Origin of the sequence: Ancylobacter sp. SL191 (assembly GCF_026625645.1) — a bacterium.
Lineage (GTDB): Bacteria > Pseudomonadota > Alphaproteobacteria > Rhizobiales > Xanthobacteraceae > Ancylobacter.
On the sequence record NZ_CP113056.1, the window covers coordinates 131,165 to 148,673 of the forward strand.

The following is a 17,509-nucleotide window of genomic DNA, read 5'->3' on the forward strand; positions in this document are numbered from 1 at the left end:
CGGTCCGGGGTGCGTGCGACGATGGTGGCTGGCCGGTGGAAATCAGGTGCCGCTACGATGCCGGGCGGGTGGGCCTGTCACAAACGATTTGTTCGGCACTCATGCATGATCTACGTTCATGCATGATGGAGGTGCTGGATGAGAAAGAGGCGACTGCCGCCTTTGAATGCGTTGAAGGGGTTCGAGGCCGCGGCCCGCCATCTCTCCTTCACGCGTGCGGCCGACGAGCTTCATCTCACCCAGGGCGCGGTCAGCCGGCAGGTGAAGGAACTCGAGGTCGAACTCGGCCAGGACTTGTTCGTGCGCCATACGCGGCGCATCGAGCTCACCGCCGAGGGCGAGCAGTTCTACCGCGTGGTGGAAGGGGTTTTCGACGAATTGGAGCGCGCCGCCTTGCGCCTGACGCGCCGGCGCAGCGATCCCGCCATCACCATCAGCGCGCTACCCACCATCGCCACCGTCTGGCTGATGCCCCGGCTGCACCTGCTGGTCGCCCGCCATCCGGAGATCGAGGCGCGTATCGTCTCCTCGATCGAGGCGGCGGACCTGCTCGCCCATGATGCCGACATCGCCATCCGGGTCGGCCGCCTGCCGGGCCGGCGCTATGAGCGCGGCCAGCCGCGCATCGAGCTGCCTATGGTCACCCGCTGGGACGGGGTACATGCCGATGAACTGTTCCCGGATCGTCTCGTGCCGGTCTGCGTGCCGGCGCTGTTGACCGGCGAGGTGCGCGAGGCCGCCGATCTCCTCGCCTACCCGCTGATCCACACCACGACGCGGCGCTATGCCTGGCCCGACTGGTTGCGGGCCAATGGCGTGCGCTACGAGGCGGAGAGCGATCCGCACCTGCAATTCGGCCACTTCTTCATGGCGCTCGATGCGGCGCGGCAGGGCCGCGGCATCGCCCTGGTGCCCGATATCCTGCTGGCGCAGGAAGAGGGCGCGCGGGGCCTATGCATTCCCTATTCCAGCGAGATAGCGAGCGCGGGCGAATACTATCTTCTCATTCACGAATCGCGGTTGGAAGATCCGCGCGTACAGATCTTCCGATCCTGGATGCTCGATGAAGCGGTCGCGCTGCGCACGCACAACATCACGTCCATAGGAGAGCGGCACCCCTAACCCATCTGCCTTGCTGACCGTTTTGTTCTGGAGGCGCCGGAGTTTGCCGACTCGCCTGGCGAACGGCGAAGAGGCCGGATCGATGGGTTTCAGCAGCAGGTCGGGGTTGCGACAGCACGAAGGCCGCCACGTCCCAGGCGTCCTCGGGGTTCAATGTCGAGGCGACCCAGGATGTCCCGTTCGGCATGTTGTCGTGAACGAAGTTGGCGAGCATGATCATCCGGCGGTCCCGCTCCATCGTTGAAGCTGCCCGGGCCCCACGGAGGCGGCACCGCATAGCCCATCGCAGGCAGCGTCTCGTTGCGCCGGACGCCGAGCCCATCGCGGCGATGGCACCCCGCGCAGACACGGGCATAGACGACGGCGCCTCGCGACAGCTCGGCCGCACGATCCAGCTCCGACATCGCGCCCGGACCGGCCCCGGCGATCCTCGCCTCAGCCGGAAGGTTGGTCGAGAGCAGGTTCAGATAGGCGAGGATCGCCGGCATCGGGCGATCATCCGCCGGTATCGGCCGCCCGTTCATGCTGCGCTTCAGGCATTGATTGACCCGGTCGAACAGCGAGCTGACTTTGCCGCTGCGCGTGCTGTAGGTCGGATAATCGGCGGATGCGGCGACCAGGGCCAGACCAAGGCCTGCCGCGTTGAAAACGCCCGCGCCACAGTGAGAATCAGCGATCAATCTCAGGCCACGGAAACCGCAACGCATCAATGGTCTTGCGCCGGCGGCTACACCTTGCCCCCTGGCACGCAGTGTCGGCCCCGCAGCCTACCGACCGGCGCTCTAGCGACGAATTCGAACCGGCACTGCTCATCGATAACGTCGACGTCGACCAGCACCTCGTGCGGATCCATGGATCAAGGTCAGAGCTGGAGAGGGTCGTACTCGCCACCAGTCCACCCATTCGGGTGTTCGCGGCTTTGTACGGAAGTGGCGCGCCCACGGGGAATCGAACCCCGGTTTTCGCCGTGAGAGGGCGACGTCCTGACCGCTAGACGATGGGCGCATCTAGGCAGGGCGGTCTCTTAGAGCCATTCGGCCGCCGGATCAAGGCGCCTCGTACCCGGCTGGCGTATTTTGTCGGCGGGCTGGGGATAACAGGCCCCGCGTCACGGCTCGCTGGCGAAGCCGATGGCGCCGCGCGGGGCGCGGGTGGCGAGGTCAAAGAAGCGGGTTTCCACCCGGCCTTCGCGGGTCAGGGTCACCGCGATCAGATCGCCGGAAATGACAGCGGACCGCACCTCGGCGCCCTTGGGCAACTGGATCATGCCGGTGAATTCGGACGGCGTGCTTTTCCAACCGACCACGACCCTGTATCCGATAGCTCCGAAGAGGGCGAGAAAGCCGAAGCCCATGAGCAGGCCGGAAACGGCCGCGAAGCCGCGCAGCTTGCGCAGCACGCGCTCCTGCGCCGGATCGAGCTTGTCGTCGTCTGAAACAGGAGAAGTCATTGGCACCGGACGAGTTGTTGGACGACGGGGACGAGGTCGCCGCCGAGGTGGCGATACGCGTCGATATCACCGCCGGCCCCGAGGATGAAGGCCTGCGGCTCGATCGCGTGCTCGCCCGGCACCTACCCGACCTCAGCCGCACGCGGCTCCAGGCCCTCATCGCCGACGGCCGGGTCAGCCGCGAGGGCCGCCCGCTCAGCGGTGGTTCGGCCAAGGTGACCACCGGCGCGCGCTTTACCATCGAGGTGCCGCCGGCCGAGCCGGCCGATCCGGTGGCGCAGGCTATTCCGCTCGTCATCGTCTATGAGGACGAGGATCTCATCGTCATCGACAAACCGGCGGGGATGGTCGTCCACCCGGCGCCGGGCAACCCGGACGGCACGCTGGTCAACGCCCTGCTGCATCATTGCGGCGCCAGCCTTTCCGGCATTGGCGGTGTGCGTCGGCCGGGCATCGTCCACCGGCTCGACAAGGACACGTCGGGCCTGCTCGTGGTCGCCAAGAACGACCGGGCGCATCAGGCACTCGCCGCCCAGTTCGCCGACCATGGGCGCACCGGGCCGCTGGAGCGGGCCTATCTCGCCTTTGTCTGGGGCACGCCGGAACTGCCGAGCGGCACGGTGGATGCGCCGCTCGGCCGCCATCCGGTGGCGCGCGAGCGCATCGCGGTGCGGACCAGCGGGCGTTTTGCCATCACCCATTGGACGCGGCTCGAGAGCTTCGACGACCGCGATGGCCGCCCGCTCGCCGCTCTGGTGGAGTGCCGATTGGAAACCGGGCGCACCCATCAGATCCGCGTGCACATGGCCCATATCGGCCATGCGCTGCTGGGCGACGCGGTCTATGGCGGGGGCCAGCGCACCAAGGCGAACCGGCTCGGCCCGGCGGCACGCGAACGGCTGGAAACCCTTGGGCGCCAAGCGCTTCACGCCGCGCGGCTCGGCTTCGAGCACCCGCGCACGGGTGCCTTTCTCAGCTTCGAGAGCCCGCTTCCGGCGGAACTCGCGGCCCTCCACGCGGCGTTGATCTCCTAGGGCTGATCGCCCGTACAAGCAGTGACGCCCACTCAACGCTTCGTGACCGGTCGTCGCGTTGCGCTTTCGCAAAACCGCTCCGGTCCTGCTATGATAGCGTTGCGGTTGGCGTCAGCGGCCGCAGGCGGTCGCCCAATGACGGGGACCGAGAAGAAGGAGGGTGCATTATGGCCCGTTCCACGATGAGCCTGCCGTCGACCGAGGGCGGCCTGTCGCATTATCTCGCGGAGATCCGGCGTTTTCCGATGCTGGAGCCGCAGGAGGAGTACATGCTCGCCAAGCGTTGGCGCGAGCATGAGGATCCCGATGCCGCGCACAAGCTGGTCACCAGCCATCTGCGTCTCGTGGCGAAGATCGCCATGGGCTATCGCGGCTACGGCCTGCCGATTTCCGAAGTCATCTCCGAGGGCAATGTCGGCCTCATGCAGGCGGTGAAGCGGTTCGAGCCCGAAAAGGGCTTCCGCCTCGCGACCTACGCCATGTGGTGGATCAAGGCCTCGATCCAGGAGTACATCCTGCGGTCGTGGAGCCTCGTGAAGATGGGCACGACGGCGGCGCAGAAGAAGCTTTTCTTCAATCTTCGCAAGGCGAAGAGCCAGATTTCCGCTCTGGAGGAAGGCGATCTGCGCCCCGACCAGGTGCAGCAGATCGCCACCAAGCTCGGCGTCACCGAGCAGGACGTGATCGACATGAACCGCCGCCTGTCCGGCGACGCGTCGCTGAATGCGCCGTTGCGGGGCGATCTGGACGGTGGGGGTGAATGGCAGGACTGGCTGCAGGATGATCGTGAGGATCAGGAGACCTCGCTGGTCGAGCATGAGGAGATGGACAACCGGCGCAGCGCGCTGTCGGGGGCCCTCTCGGTGCTCAATGACCGCGAGCGCCGCATCTTCGAGGCGCGGCGGCTGTCGGACGATCCGATGACGTTGGAAGACCTCGCCGCCGAGTTCGGCGTGTCGCGCGAGCGCGTGCGGCAGATCGAGGTGCGGGCCTTCGAGAAGGTGCAGAAGGCGGTGATCGACCGCGTGCACCAGATGGAAGCCGCGCCGATGCGGCAGGACCATTCCCCCGCTTTCTGAGCGGCGGCCAGCCCGAGAATAACCAACCGCCCGGTCCAAGCCGGGCGGTTTTTTATCGCGCGATGAACGACTTACGCCGGCAGCGCGTCGCCCGCGGCAAGGGGCGCGAGATGCGCGGCGGAGGCATCGGCCAGCACCGCGGCGAGGCGGACGTCGTGGGAGAGGATGTCGCGGATGCTGAGCACGCCGACCAGCTGGTGCTCCTGCAGCACCGGCAGATGGCGGACATGGTGGGTGTCCATCAGCGCGCGGACATGGTCGACGCTGTCCTCCATGGTGCAGGAGATCATGTTGCGCGACATGAGGTCGGCGACGGGCGCCTTCAGCGCCGCCAGGCCCTTCTCGGCGACGGCGCGGACCACGTCGCGCTCGGAGAAGATGCCGACGACGGTGACCCCTTCCGAGCCGCAGGCGTCCTTCACCACGACCGCGCCGATACGCTCGCGGTTGAGCAAAGTCGCTGCCATTTCAATGGTTTCCGTCATGCGGATAGTCGGCACGCGGGCGCTTTTCAGCTTCATCAGATCGGCGACGAGCATGGCGTTTCCTCACGGTTCGGGATCACGGCGGCTGGTCACGTCCTAGTCTTAAGTCGAAGTCTGGTATGCATAACACCTTTGCGTCAATCAAAAGAGTCGCGGCAGTGCAGCACGGACTGCCGCTGCGTCAGGCTGGCGGCGCCGCATAGCAAAAAGGCCGGGCGCGGGCCCGGCCTTTTCGGTGTTTTCACCGTGGCGTGTCAGTGCAGTCAGGTGGACGATCAGGCCAGTGTGTATCGCCACGGGCCGATGCGTCCAGCCTCACTCAATGCCCGAGGTTCTTGACGATGTCCTCGACCATTTTCTTGGCGTCGGCGAAGAGCATCATGGTGTTGTCGCGGAAGAACAGCTCGTTCTCCACGCCGGCATAGCCGGCCGCCATGCCGCGCTTGATGAACAGCACGGTCTTGGCCTTTTCCACGTCGAGGATCGGCATGCCGTAGATCGCCGAGGTCGGGTCGGTCTTCGCCGCCGGGTTGGTCACGTCATTGGCGCCGATGACGAAGGCGACGTCCGCCTGCGCGAACTCCGAGTTGATGTCCTCGAGCTCGAACACCTCGTCATAGGGCACGTTGGCCTCGGCCAGCAGCACGTTCATGTGCCCGGGCATGCGGCCCGCCACCGGGTGGATGGCGTATTTGACCTCGACGCCCTCCGCCTTCAGCCGGTCGCCCATCTCGCGCAGCGCGTGCTGGGCCTGGGCGACCGCCATGCCGTAGCCGGGCACGATGATGACCTTGGCCGCGTTCTTCATGATGAAGGCCGCATCCTCCGCCGAGCCCTGCTTGACCGGCCGCGTCTCGACCGCGCCCGCCGGGCCCGCCGCGGCGTCGCCGCCGAAGCCGCCCAGGATCACCGAGACGAAGCTCCGGTTCATGCCCTTGCACATGATGTAGGACAGGATCGCGCCGGAGGAGCCCACCAGCGCGCCGGTGATGATCAGCGCCGTGTTGCCCAGCGTGAAGCCGATGCCCGCCGCCGCCCAGCCGGAGTAGGAGTTCAGCATCGACACCACGACCGGCATGTCCGCCCCGCCGATCGGGATGATCAGGAGGCCGCCGAAGATCAGGCTGGCGATGACGATCAGCCAGAACACGGTGTGGCTCTCGGTCACGGTGAGCACGCCGATCAGCACCACGATCAGCGCCGCCAGCGCGATGTTGATGAGGTGGCGGGCCGGCAGCAGGATCGGCTTGCCGCTCATATTGCCGTTGAGCTTGGCGAAGGCGATCACGGAACCCGTAAAGGTGATCGCGCCGATGGCGACACCGAGGCTCATCTCGATCAGCGCCTGGGCGTGGATCTCGCCGGGCAGGCCGATGTTGAAGGCTTCCGGCGCGTAGAGCGCGGCCGCCGCCACCATCACCGCGGCCAGGCCGACCAGCGAGTGGAAGGCCGCGACCAGCTGCGGCATCTGCGTCATGGCGATGTTCTTGGCGATATAGGCGCCGGCGCCGCCGCCAATGGCGAGGCCGCCGATCACCAGCGCCCAGCCGCCCAGACCCGCCGGCGGGGACGCCGCGAGCGTGGTCAGGATGGCGATGGTCATGCCGACCATGCCGAACAGATTGCCCTGGCGCGAGGTGGCGGGGCTGGAGAGCCCGCGCAGCGCCATGATGAACAGGACGCCCGAGACGAGGTAGAGCAGCGCGACGATATTGGCGTTCATCGGGGCGCCCTCACTTCTTCTTCGAGTACATGGCGAGCATGCGGCTGGTCACCAGGAACCCGCCGAAGATGTTCACCGCCGCCAGAATGAGGCCGAGGAAGCCGAAGCCCCGCGCCCAGCCCGTGCCTTCCGCCACCGTGTCGACGCCGACCGCCAAGAGCGCGCCGACCACGATCACCGAGGAGATGGCGTTGGTCACGCTCATCAGCGGCGTGTGCAGCGCCGGGGTCACCGACCACACCACGTAATAGCCGACGAACACCGCCAGCACGAAGATGGCGAGGCGGAACACGAAGGGATCGATCGCCCCGCCCGACAAAGCGTGCGCCGCGTTCCCCGCGATCTCCGCATAATGCTGGGTCGCCGCGTCCGCATAGGCCTGCGCCGCCTCCGCCGCCTGCCGCGCCACTTCCGCGGCGGTGCGCGCGCCCTCCACCGCGTTCTGGGCGATCGGATCGCCCGCTACCGGATTGGCCATTTCCTAATCCCCTGAAGCCTCGACGCCGGGTCGCTGCATCTGCCGCGCCGCGACCGGCCTGTCCCCTGAAGGTGCCGGGCGCAACCGCCCGGAATGTCTCGTCTGTCGTCAGGCGGTCCTGCGATCCTCCCAGCCATCATCCCTGCCCCGGCCTTGAGCCGGGGGATGACGCGGGTGTTGCGGGACGATCCCGGCCCGGCCCTGCGGCCGGCCGGGAGGACGCTGTCCTTACGCCGCGCTCGCCGCCGGCTCCGCCGGCTTGAAGTTCGGGTGCACGATGGCCCCGTCCTTGGTCAGCAGCGTCGCCTTCACCAGCTCGTCGTCCCACTTCACGGCAAGGGCCTTCGACCCCTTGTCGATCAGCGTCTCGACGAAGGCGTAGAGGTTCTTGGCGTAGAGCTGCGAGGCGGTCGCCGCCAGACGGCCGGGCACGTTGAGATGGCCGACGATCTTGACGCCATTGTCCGTCGTCACGACTTCGCCCGGCACGCTGCCTTCGACATTGCCGCCGCGCTCCACCGCGAGGTCGATGATGACCGAGCCCGCCTTCATCGCCGCGACCATCTCGGCCGAGATGAGCTTGGGGGCCGGGCGGCCGGGGATCAGCGCCGTGGTGATGACGATGTCCTGCTTGGCGATGTGGCTGGCGGTGAGCGCCGCTTGCTTCGCCTGATACTCCGCCGACATCTGCTTGGCGTAGCCGCCCGCCGTCTCGGCCTGCTTGAACTCCTCGTCCTCGACGGCGATGAACTTCGCCCCGAGGCTCTCGACCTGTTCCTTCGCCGCCGGGCGCACATCGGTCGCCGACACCACCGCGCCAAGGCGCCGGGCGGTGGCGATCGCCTGAAGGCCGGCCACGCCCGCGCCCATGACGAAGACGCGCGCCGCCGGCACCGTGCCGGCCGCCGTCATCATCATCGGGAAGGCCCGGCCGAACTCGGCCGAGGCGTCGATCACCGCGCGGTAGCCGGCAAGGTTCGCCTGCGAGGACAGCACGTCCATCACCTGCGCGCGGGTGATGCGCGGCATCAGCTCCATGGCGAACAGGCTCGCGCCCGTCGCCGCGATCTCGGCAAGAGCCGCCTCATTGCCATAGGGGTCGGCGATGGCGATCACCAGCGCGCCGGGCTTCAGCCCCGCAAGCGCCGACGCCTCCGGCCGGCGCACCGCCAGCACGACATCCGCGCCGGACACCGCCGCCGCATTATCCGCCGCGATGGACGCCCCGGCGCCGGAAAACTCCGCATCGCTCACGCCCGAAGCGAGACCCGCCCCCGACGCAACCACAACCTCCGCACCCAGACCCACAAACCGCTTCACCGTCTCCAAAGACGCCGAAACCCGTGGCTCCCCAGCAGAGCTCTCTTTGACAATCGTGATGCGCATGTTCAGCTCAGGAGGTGATGATCAGCGTCAGGAGCAGCAGGCCGAGCAGGCCGAACAGCAGCTTGGGCTGGCCGTTCTCCGAGGCGAGGCCGATGGCGGCGACGGCGCAGGACGCCAGCGTGCCGAGGGTGAACAGACCCCAATGGCCGTTCACGCCGCCAATCGCGAAGGCGATCATGAAGCAGCACAGGGCGACAGTGCTCACCAGGGTGAACTTCACGAAGAAGTGGTAGGTGCCCTTATGCGCGCCATAGTCGTTGCCCGTGGCGGTGGCGTATTCGGGCGCTCCGTGATCGGCCATGTCGACCCCCTCCCAAAGAATGATGTGGTCCTCCGCTTTAGCGGAAGACGGGGGCAGCGGCAACGGCACCTGCCGTCGCGGCTCCGGCAAAAACCGCGCAGGTGCGGCGAGACGGAGGGGGTGGGACAGACGGCCTCAGGCGAGGCCGGCGCGGCCGAGCGCGGCGGCCTGACGCGCGGCGACCTCCTCCACATCGAAGCCGGCAATGGCTTCCTCGAACAGCGCGTGGAAGTTCATCTCGGCCTTCAGATGCAGGAACACCCCGCCAAGGCCGATGGCGGCGCGGTCCATGAAGACGAATTCGCGGGGCACCTTCACCGGGCCTTTTTCCTTCAGCGCCTGATGCACGCGGAAGGCCTCGCGCCGTCCGTACTCGCCGGGCGAGACGCCGTCGGCGATGGTGCGCACGCGGTCATCGAGCAGCGGGCCATAGATGAAGCGGGCCCAGATGTTGAGCACCTCGATCAAATCGCGCTTGAGGCCGCGAAAGCCCCAGGTCTCATAGGCGTGGACGATGCGCGCCTCGTCGCCCGCCTGCAGGCCGCGATAGAGATCGACCACCGCGCCGACGAAGCTCGGGGGGAAGATGCGGATGCAGCCATAATCCAGGAGGTTGATGCCGGCGGGCGCCCCCTCCTCCTCGAACACGGTGTAATTGCCGAGATGCGGGTCGCCATGGATGACGCCGAAGCGGGCAAAGGGGAGCCACCAGGCGGTGAACATGGCGCGCGCGAGGCGGTTGCGCTCCTCAAGCCCATGATCGACGAAATCGAGCATGCGCCGGCCCTCCAGCCAGTCCATCGTCAGCAGCCGGCCGGTGGAGAGGGCGGGATGGACGGCCGGCACGCGCACCATGGGGTGGCCCTTGAGGATCTCCGCATAGAGCGCGGCATGGGCGGCCTCGCGCCTGTAGTCCAGCTCCTCGCGCACGCGGGCGCCGATTTCCTGCGCGATCTCGCTCGTGTCGATCGCCGGGTCCATGCGGCGATGAATGGCGAGCACCACGCCGAGCTGGCGCAGATCGGCCTCCACGGCGGACTGCATGTCCGGGTATTGCAGCTTGCAGGCGAGCGCGGCGCCTTCCAGGCTCACCGCGCGGTGCACCTGGCCGAGCGAGGCGGCGGCGGCGGGCTCCTTGCCGAATTCCTTGAAGCGGGCCATCCAGTCCGGCCCGAGCTCGGCCATCATGCGGCGCTTGACGAAGGCCCAGCCCATGGGCGGCGCCTGGCTCTGCAGCGTGGCGAGCTCGGCGGCATATTCCGGCGGCAGCGCGTCGGGGATGGTCGCCATGAGCTGGGCGACCTTCATGATCGGCCCTTTCAGCCCGCCGAGTGCCGCGGCGAGGGCGGCGGCGTTGCCGGTCTTGTCGTCGAGGCCGAACAGGCGGGTGCCGGCGATGCGCGCGGCGACCCCGCCGACGCGGGTGCCGACGCGGGCGTAACGGGCGGCGCGGGCGGCGAGGCGGTTGCCTTCGCGGTCGTGGGGCGTGTCAGGATGATCGGACAAGAGGGCCTCGCTGGTGCCCAGCAGATAGGGCGTGCCCGGCCGGACGCAAGCAAAGATCACGTCACGCGGATCACGCCTTCGGTACGCGCACCAGGAGGCGCTGGATCAGCAAGAGGCCGAGCACCGCCAGCGGCGTGGCGAAATCGGTGTAGAGGATCGGTCCGGCATTGCCGGCGGCCATGTCGCCGGTGGCGTTGATCTGGACGAGGTGGCCGACGCCCGCCCCGCCGAGAAAGCCGAGCATCATCACCCCGACCGCCGCGCGAAAGCCCGGCGAGCCGAGGAAGGCGCCGATCAGCGCGGCAAGGCCGATGCCGAGATTGGCCATGCCGACCTCGAACTGGAACGGGCTCGGCGCCCAGCCAATGGAGGCGGCCACCTGATCGGGCACGAAGACATGGCCGGAGAACGCCCATAGCCCCATGAGGCCGGCGGGGAAGACCAGGATCCAGCGCAGCAATTGTTCGAGGATGCGGGCGAGCGTGAGGGGGCGCGGGCCGCGCCCGATCATCACCCCGGCGACCAGAAGGGCAGCGGCCCAGAACAGCAGCGGAAACCAGAAGACCATGCGCCCCTCCCTTAACGGAAGGGTGAGCTTAGCCGGCTGTGGCGATCATCTCCAGTGCCCGCGCCACGGCGTCGCGATGCTCGGTCAGCCCCTTATAGGCGAGCTGATCCGGGTCGAGGCCGAGGATCTGCTCGCGCAGCGAGGCGGCGAGCGCGCGCCCTTCCGGGTGGCGGCGGAAGGCGTCGAACGGGTCGACATGGATGCGGATGGTGAACAGCAGCGCCCCGGTCTGCGGCAGGCGGCGCAGCGTCTGGCGCTCGACGCGGACAAAGGCTTCCGGCGCCAGATTGGCGGGGTCGTCGAACCAGGCGCGCGGGCGCTCCTTGGATTCGGGGTGGTGCAGCGCCGCGTCGGGGTAGATCGACCAGTTCACCCGCCACACCGGCTGGTCGACCTTCAGATTCTCGAAGATGCGGTTCATCACGCGGGCGAGCTTGGTCGGATAGCCCGGCACCTTCTCATGCACCCCGTCCATGGTGAGGCCGAACTTCTCCGCCAGCGACCAGGCCGAGGGGAAACACAACGCCGCCGCCACCAGCCGGTAGCCGCCCTCGCTCGGCGTGAGCAGGACGAGATCGTCGGAGACGATGTGGCTGGCGGTGTCGAGCGGGAGCCGCGCGGGGTCGTCGAGATCAAAGCTCGCCCCCGTCGCCAGCACGTCGAGCCGGCGCCCCTCGAGCCGGTACTGGTCGGGGAAGCGCTGGGTGAGGTGCTCCACCAACAGCTCCAGCGTCTCGCGCTGCGCGTCTTCCGTCCCCTCTTCGGCGCGGAACACCACATCGCGCTTGTCCCGCATCAGCGCCGCGCGCTCGGTGAGTGTCTGGCTGAGCTTGGCATCGGGCTCGATCCATTCGGCGAGATCGAGCGGGGCGAGCGCGATGGAGAAGGGCTTGCGCGTGCCGTCGAACGGCGTGTGCGGGAAGGGCTCGTGCAGATAAGGCGCGGTTTCCGGCACGAGATCGGCGGCGGGGCTGGCGATATTCATGGGGCACAGGTCTCAAAGGGGGCGGGCCGGCGCGCGGTCCATATCCCCCTCAGATTAGAAGCTGTGCAGGCTTCGTGACAGCCCAATTTGACGGCATCGCAGTCACCCTTTCGGACGAACTCGGATGACAGAGACGGCCTGCGTGCCTCAACGCCGCCCGTCGGGCGGCACCTCAGCATGACGGGCGGCGGGATGTGGGTGACCGAACGAGCCGCCGCTCCCCACCCCGCACGCCGTCATCCTGAGGTGCGCGCGGCGCGTGCGCCTACGGCTTACGCGCGGCTCGCGTCACTGCGTTCTGCGAGCGAGCAAATCGCGGATTTCGGTCAGCAGGAGTTCTTCCTTGGTCGGCGGGGCCGGCGGCGGGAGTTCGTGCTGCGCGTTGCGGCGCAGGCGGTTGATGCCCTTCACCACCAGGAACAGAATCCACGCGATGACGAGGAAGTTGATGACCACGGTGAGGAAATGGCCATAGGCGAACACCGCCCCCTGCTCGCGCGCAGCGGCCAATGTCGTGGCGGTAACGCTGGAGGACAGGCCGACAAAATGATTGGAGAAATCGAGCCCGCCGGCAACCGCGCCCACCAGCGGCATGAACAGATCGGAGACGATGGACGACACGATCTGCCCGAAGGCCGCGCCGATGATCACGCCGATGGCGAGATCGACGACATTGCCCTTCACCGCGAATTCGCGGAATTCCTTCAACATAGTGCTCACGCGCAGCCCTCCGTCGCGACGGTTCCCCGCGCAATTGTGGGGCGGTATGCGGGCGGCGGCAAGTGTGGGGGAGAAGACTGCGAGCCCGTCTCGACTAAGGTCTCGGCAGCGGAAAGAACAGACCCTTGATGCAGTCAGGATTACGCACCGCGATCTGCACATGGCTCTTGCGATAGATGCCGCTACCGGGAAACGCCCTGCCTCCTTCGACGAACATGCCACGCACGGTGTCAAAGGCGGGCTTCTCGGCATCCTGCATCAGGTTATGAAGGTGCTTGATAACGGCACAATCGAGAAAGCGCAGAAGCCAGTCTGTATCCGCCGAGGACTTGGATTTTCGGTTTTCAGGGATCGACAACCCCGCATGCGTCTGGGTTTCAACAAACGATCCATAGGCCCATCGCAGGAGCTCGATATCGGCGCGGGACACCAAGTCGAGACAGTTGCCAAGATCGATTACCGCCCCCACGACCGCAGCCTTGGTATAACGCGCCCCGCCGAGACCTTCTCATCTGCCCATTCGCGGGCACGGACTGGGTCCGATTCCCAGAAATAGGCTCCCGGGCCTAGTCAGTCATAATCCTGATCGCTGTGCAGGAGATCGACGCCTTCCAGTACTGCACGACGCGCGACCGCTTCGTCGCAGCCGTGATAGCCCAGCACGAAAGAGGTCGCGAGGCGGCTCAAGCAGCTTCAGTGTCCTTCTTCGACGGTTCACCGCCGAACTCAGCGCGAAGCTTGCCCTTCTTCGTGTAGATGCCGCCCTTGATCAGGAAATCACGTGCGGCCTTTTTCGACACGTTGACGCGCTCGGTGACTTCCTTGATCGCCTTGATAATTTCCCGGTTTCGCTCTTCGTGGGTCATGGCTCGCTCCCGACGTCACTTAGGCTACCACTCAAAAACGCGGCCCGCATTAAATGTGCATCAAGAATCGAGCCTGAATTTTCTGCAGTCAATTTCACAAACCAAAAGGCGCTGCCTTAAGGGCCAACCGACGACCGAGCCCCCTCCTTGCCCGCCCTTCCCCTCCGGCGCATAAAGATCGCGCTTAGGTTCCTCGCGCCTCATCGGCTGCGCTTCTTGCCGGAGACCCCATGCTTCAGGCCTGGGTCATCATCACCGTCGCCCTCGTCTATGTCGGCTTCCTGTTCGCGGTGGCGAGCTTTGGCGACCGGCGGGTGGCGCGCGTGCCGAGGGGGCGCAAGGGGCGGCCTTACATCTATGCGCTGTCGCTGGCGGTCTATTGCACCTCCTGGACCTTCTTCGGCTCGGTCGGGCTCGCCACCACGCAGGGGGTGAACTTCCTCACCATCTATGTCGGGCCGATGCTGGTCTTCGCGCTCGGCGCGCCGTTCCTGCTGCGCATGGTGCGGCTCGCCAAGGCGCAGAACATCACCTCCATCGCCGACTTCATCGCCGCGCGCTACGGCAAGAGCCAGGGCGTCGCCGCGCTGGTGGCGGTGGTCGCGATCGTTGGCTCGCTCCCCTATATCGCCCTGCAGCTGAAAGCGGTGTCGGCCTCGCTCGTTGCCCTGCTCGGCGATTTCGACGGGCTCGGCCTGCATTACCCGCTGGTCGGCGACCTCGCCTTGATGATCGCGGTCGCCATGGCGGTGTTCGCCGTGCTGTTCGGCACCCGCCATATCGACGCGACCGAGCATCAGGAAGGGCTGATGCTGGCGGTAGCGACCGAATCCATCGTCAAGCTGGTGAGCTTTCTCGCGGTCGGGCTGTTCGTCACCTTCGTGATGTTCGCCGGGCCGTTCGACCTGTTCGCGCGAGCCGCGGAAAAGGGCGTGCTGCCGGTGCTGACGGAAGGGTTTTCCGCCAGCAATTGGGCGGTGATGACGCTGCTCTCGGCGCTCGCCATCCTGCTGCTGCCGCGCCAGTTCCATGTCGCGGTGGTGGAGAACACCTCGGAAGCGGAGATCCGCACGGCGGCGTGGCTGTTCCCGCTCTATCTCGTGCTGATCAACCTGTTCGTCATTCCCATCGCGGTGGCCGGGCTGATCTCCTTCCCGCCCGGCTTCATCGACGGCGACATGTATGTGCTGACGCTGCCGCTCTCGGCCGGCTCCAAGGTGATGGCGCTGGTGGCCTTTGTCGGGGGCCTGTCGGCGGCGACCGCCATGGTGATCGTCGAGACGGTGGCGCTGGCGGTGATGGTGTCCAACGACATCTTCATGCCGCTCTTGGTGCGCGGGCGGCGCGGGGCGGAGGCAACGGGGCTGCTGCGGCGCGGCGGGGGCCCCGGCGAGGCGCGCCCCTATGGCGAGGACAGCGCGCTCACCGATATGGGGCTGCGCCTGCTCACCGTGCGGCGCATCGCCATCTTCGCCATCCTGCTGCTGGCCTATCTCTATTACCGGCTGACCGGCGAGGCGCAGCTCGCGCAGATCGGCCTGCTGTCCTTCGCCGCCGTGGCGCAGTTCGGCCCGGCGCTGCTGCTCGGGCTGATCTGGCGGCGCGGCACGGCGCTCGGCGCCATCACCGGCATCGCCGCCGGCATCGCGCTGTGGGCCTACACGCTGCTGCTGCCGAGCCTCATCGATTCCGGCCTGTTCACCCGCGCGCTGCTGACCGAGGGGCCGTTCGGGCTCGGCTGGCTGCGCCCGCAGGCGCTGCTCGGGGTGAATGCCGGGCCGCTCGCCCATGGCGTGATGTGGAGCCTGACGGTCAACGTCATCTTTTTCTTCATCGGCTCACTGGCGCGCCAGCCCCGGCCGATCGAGCGGCTGCAGGCCAGCGTCTTCGTCGAGGCGGACCGCGCGCCCTCGGCGCCGAGCTTCCGGCTCTGGCGCTCGCCGGTGACGGTGGGCGAGCTGATCGGCACGGTGGCGCGCTATCTCGGCGAGGAGCGCACCCGCGCCTCCTTCGAAAGCGTCTCGGCCATGCGCGGGGTGACGCTGGAGCCGAACCGCGAGGCGGATTTCCAGCTCATCCGCTATGCCGAGCATCTGCTCGCCTCGGCCATCGGCGCGGCCTCCTCGCGCCTCGTGCTGTCGCTGATGCTGCGGAAGCGCACCGTCTCCACCAAGGCGGCGCTGAAGCTGCTGGACGATGCCTCCGCCGCCATCCAGTACAACCGCGAGATCCTGCAGACCGCGCTCGACCATGTGCGCCAGGGCATCGCCGTGTTCGACCGCGATCTGCGCCTCATCTGCTGGAACCGGCAGTTCGGCGACATGCTCGACCTGCCGCCGGAGATCGTGCGCATCGGCGTCGGCATGGACGAGATGATCCGCTTCAACGCCGCCAGCGGCGTGTTCGGGCCGGGGCCGGTGGAGGAGATCGTGCGCGAGAAGCTCGGCCGCTTCGCCCGGCGCAACGTCACCTTCCAGGAGCGCCTCGCCCCGCGCGGCGTGGTGATGGAGGTGCGCGTCAACACCATGCCCGATGGCGGCGTGGTGGTGACCTTCAACGACATCACCCCGACGGTGGAGGCCGCCGAGGCGCTGGAGCGGGCGAACGAGACGCTGGAGCGGCGGGTGCGCGAGCGCACCAAGGCGCTGGAGAACCTCAACACCCAGCTCGCCCAGGCAAAATCCGAGGCCGACGAGGCCAACATCTCCAAGACGCGCTTCCTCGCCGCCGCCAGCCACGACATCCTGCAGCCGCTCAACGCCGCCCGGCTCTACGCCACGAGCCTCGTCGAACAGGCGCAGGCGGGCGAGGATTCGCGGCTCGCCCGCAATGTCGACGCCTCGCTCGAGGCGGTGGAGGAGATCCTCGGCGCGCTCCTGGACATTTCCCGCCTTGATGCCGGCGCGCTCAAGCCCGAGGTCGGCGCCTTCCGGCTCGACGACATCTTCCGCCAGCTCGAGCTCGAATTCGCCCCGCTGGCCAAGGAGAAGGGGCTGCGCCTCACCTTCGTGGCGAGCTCGGCGGCGGTGCGCTCGGACCGGCGGCTGCTGCGGCGGCTGTTGCAGAACCTCGTCTCCAACGCGATCAAATACACCCCGCGCGGGCGGGTGCTGATCGGCGTGCGCCACCGGCGCGGGCGGCTGCGCATCCAGGTGCTGGACAGCGGGCTCGGCATTCCCGCCGCCAAGCAGAAGGTGATCTTCCAGGAATTCCAGCGGCTCGACCAGGGCGCGAAGGCCGCGCGCGGGCTGGGGCTCGGCCTCTCCATCGTCGAGCGCATCGCCCGCGTGCTCGACCACCCGATCACGCTGGCCTCGACGCCCGGCCGCGGCAGCGCCTTCGCGGTGGAGGTGCCCTCGGCCCCGCCGATTCCCGCCGAGCTGCCGCGCTCCCTGCCCCGCGCCGCCCCGGCCGCGACGCTGGAGGCGCTGACCGTGCTGTGCATCGACAATGAGCCGGCAATCCTCGACGGCATGGAGACGCTGCTCTCCGGCTGGGGCTGCCGGGTGGTGAAGGCGGCCGACGTCACCGAGGCGCTGGCGACGCTGCGCGAGCTGAAGATCGCGCCCGACGTGCTGCTGGTCGACTACCATCTCGACGAGGGCGACGGCATCGAGGCCACCAAGCAGCTGCGCTGGAAGCTCGATCAGGGCCTGCCCGCCGTGCTCATCACCGCCGACCGCTCGAAGAAGGTGCGCGACACCGCGCGCGAGACCGAGATGGAGGTGCTGAACAAGCCCGTCCGCCCCGCCGCCCTGCGCGCCTTGCTGGCCCAATGGCGGGCGACGCGGGCAGCGGCGGAGTAG

At 67.6% G+C, this 17,509-nt stretch carries 17 protein-coding genes and 1 tRNA gene; 4 read left to right on the forward strand and 14 right to left on the reverse strand.

Features of this window, described 5'->3' with window-relative positions; genetic code table 11:
• The first annotated feature begins 138 nt into the window (after nucleotides 1-138).
• Nucleotides 139-1,122 (forward strand): LysR substrate-binding domain-containing protein, encoded by a 984-nt coding sequence (locus OU996_RS00585; RefSeq protein WP_267583752.1) that lies wholly within the window; start codon nucleotides 139-141, stop codon nucleotides 1,120-1,122.
• An 89-nt stretch (nucleotides 1,123-1,211) separates the two neighbouring features.
• Here the strand turns inward: OU996_RS00585 and OU996_RS00590 are convergent, their stop codons facing one another.
• From OU996_RS00590 to OU996_RS00600, 3 genes are all read right to left on the reverse strand, one after another.
• Nucleotides 1,212-1,802 (reverse strand): c-type cytochrome, encoded by a 591-nt coding sequence (locus OU996_RS00590; protein WP_267583753.1) that lies wholly within the window; start codon nucleotides 1,800-1,802, stop codon nucleotides 1,212-1,214.
• A gap of 250 nt (nucleotides 1,803-2,052) precedes the next feature.
• Nucleotides 2,053-2,127: transfer RNA gene (locus tag OU996_RS00595), tRNA-Glu, on the reverse strand.
• Between the two features lie 103 nt (nucleotides 2,128-2,230).
• Nucleotides 2,231-2,521 carry a hypothetical protein gene (locus OU996_RS00600; protein ID WP_267583754.1) on the reverse strand — a complete coding sequence of 97 codons (291 nt, stop codon included), beginning with the start codon at nucleotides 2,519-2,521 and terminating at the stop codon, nucleotides 2,231-2,233.
• A gap of 65 nt (nucleotides 2,522-2,586) precedes the next feature.
• On the opposite strand from OU996_RS00600, the gene OU996_RS00605 reads away from it, so the two are divergent.
• A complete protein-coding gene (locus OU996_RS00605) occupies nucleotides 2,587-3,606 on the forward strand; it encodes an RluA family pseudouridine synthase (RefSeq protein WP_420712735.1) in 1,020 nt (339 codons plus the stop codon).
• 167 nt (nucleotides 3,607-3,773) lie between these two features.
• The gene (gene rpoH, locus OU996_RS00610; RefSeq protein ID WP_267583756.1) at nucleotides 3,774-4,685 is read left to right on the forward strand and encodes an RNA polymerase sigma factor RpoH; all 912 of its coding nucleotides are present in this window, start codon (nucleotides 3,774-3,776) and stop codon (nucleotides 4,683-4,685) included.
• A 71-nt stretch (nucleotides 4,686-4,756) separates the two neighbouring features.
• On the opposite strand, the gene OU996_RS00615 is transcribed toward rpoH, so the two are convergent.
• From OU996_RS00615 to OU996_RS00665, 11 genes are all read right to left on the reverse strand, one after another.
• A complete protein-coding gene (locus OU996_RS00615; protein WP_267583757.1) occupies nucleotides 4,757-5,224 on the reverse strand; it encodes a CBS domain-containing protein in 468 nt (155 codons plus the stop codon).
• Between the two features lie 265 nt (nucleotides 5,225-5,489).
• On the reverse strand, nucleotides 5,490-6,893 hold the full coding sequence (locus OU996_RS00620) for an NAD(P)(+) transhydrogenase (Re/Si-specific) subunit beta (protein WP_267583758.1): 1,404 nt from the start codon (nucleotides 6,891-6,893) through the stop codon (nucleotides 5,490-5,492).
• 10 nt (nucleotides 6,894-6,903) lie between these two features.
• Entirely contained in the window at nucleotides 6,904-7,371 is a 468-nt protein-coding gene (locus OU996_RS00625; RefSeq protein WP_267583759.1) for a proton-translocating transhydrogenase family protein, read from the reverse strand.
• Nucleotides 7,372-7,599: 228 nt separating this feature from the next.
• Entirely contained in the window at nucleotides 7,600-8,757 is a 1,158-nt protein-coding gene (locus OU996_RS00630; protein WP_267583760.1) for a Re/Si-specific NAD(P)(+) transhydrogenase subunit alpha, read from the reverse strand.
• A 7-nt stretch (nucleotides 8,758-8,764) separates the two neighbouring features.
• A complete protein-coding gene (locus tag OU996_RS00635; protein WP_267583761.1) occupies nucleotides 8,765-9,058 on the reverse strand; it encodes an aa3-type cytochrome c oxidase subunit IV in 294 nt (97 codons plus the stop codon).
• A gap of 135 nt (nucleotides 9,059-9,193) precedes the next feature.
• Nucleotides 9,194-10,564: an ABC1 kinase family protein gene (locus OU996_RS00640; protein WP_267585539.1), complete on the reverse strand. Its 1,371-nt coding sequence runs from the start codon at nucleotides 10,562-10,564 to the stop codon at nucleotides 9,194-9,196.
• 70 nt (nucleotides 10,565-10,634) lie between these two features.
• Nucleotides 10,635-11,132 carry a DUF6790 family protein gene (locus tag OU996_RS00645; protein ID WP_267583762.1) on the reverse strand — a complete coding sequence of 166 codons (498 nt, stop codon included), beginning with the start codon at nucleotides 11,130-11,132 and terminating at the stop codon, nucleotides 10,635-10,637.
• A 28-nt stretch (nucleotides 11,133-11,160) separates the two neighbouring features.
• Nucleotides 11,161-12,117: a heme-dependent oxidative N-demethylase family protein gene (locus OU996_RS00650; RefSeq protein ID WP_267583763.1), complete on the reverse strand. Its 957-nt coding sequence runs from the start codon at nucleotides 12,115-12,117 to the stop codon at nucleotides 11,161-11,163.
• Between the two features lie 288 nt (nucleotides 12,118-12,405).
• The gene (gene mscL / locus OU996_RS00655) at nucleotides 12,406-12,828 is read right to left on the reverse strand and encodes a large conductance mechanosensitive channel protein MscL (protein WP_267585540.1); all 423 of its coding nucleotides are present in this window, start codon (nucleotides 12,826-12,828) and stop codon (nucleotides 12,406-12,408) included.
• A gap of 103 nt (nucleotides 12,829-12,931) precedes the next feature.
• Nucleotides 12,932-13,306: a hypothetical protein gene (locus tag OU996_RS00660; protein WP_267583764.1), complete on the reverse strand. Its 375-nt coding sequence runs from the start codon at nucleotides 13,304-13,306 to the stop codon at nucleotides 12,932-12,934.
• A gap of 214 nt (nucleotides 13,307-13,520) precedes the next feature.
• Nucleotides 13,521-13,703 carry a hypothetical protein gene (locus tag OU996_RS00665; RefSeq protein WP_267583765.1) on the reverse strand — a complete coding sequence of 61 codons (183 nt, stop codon included), beginning with the start codon at nucleotides 13,701-13,703 and terminating at the stop codon, nucleotides 13,521-13,523.
• 230 nt (nucleotides 13,704-13,933) lie between these two features.
• Between OU996_RS00665 and OU996_RS00670 the strand changes: the two genes are divergently transcribed.
• Nucleotides 13,934-17,509 (forward strand): PAS domain-containing hybrid sensor histidine kinase/response regulator, encoded by a 3,576-nt coding sequence (locus tag OU996_RS00670; RefSeq protein WP_267583766.1) that lies wholly within the window; start codon nucleotides 13,934-13,936, stop codon nucleotides 17,507-17,509.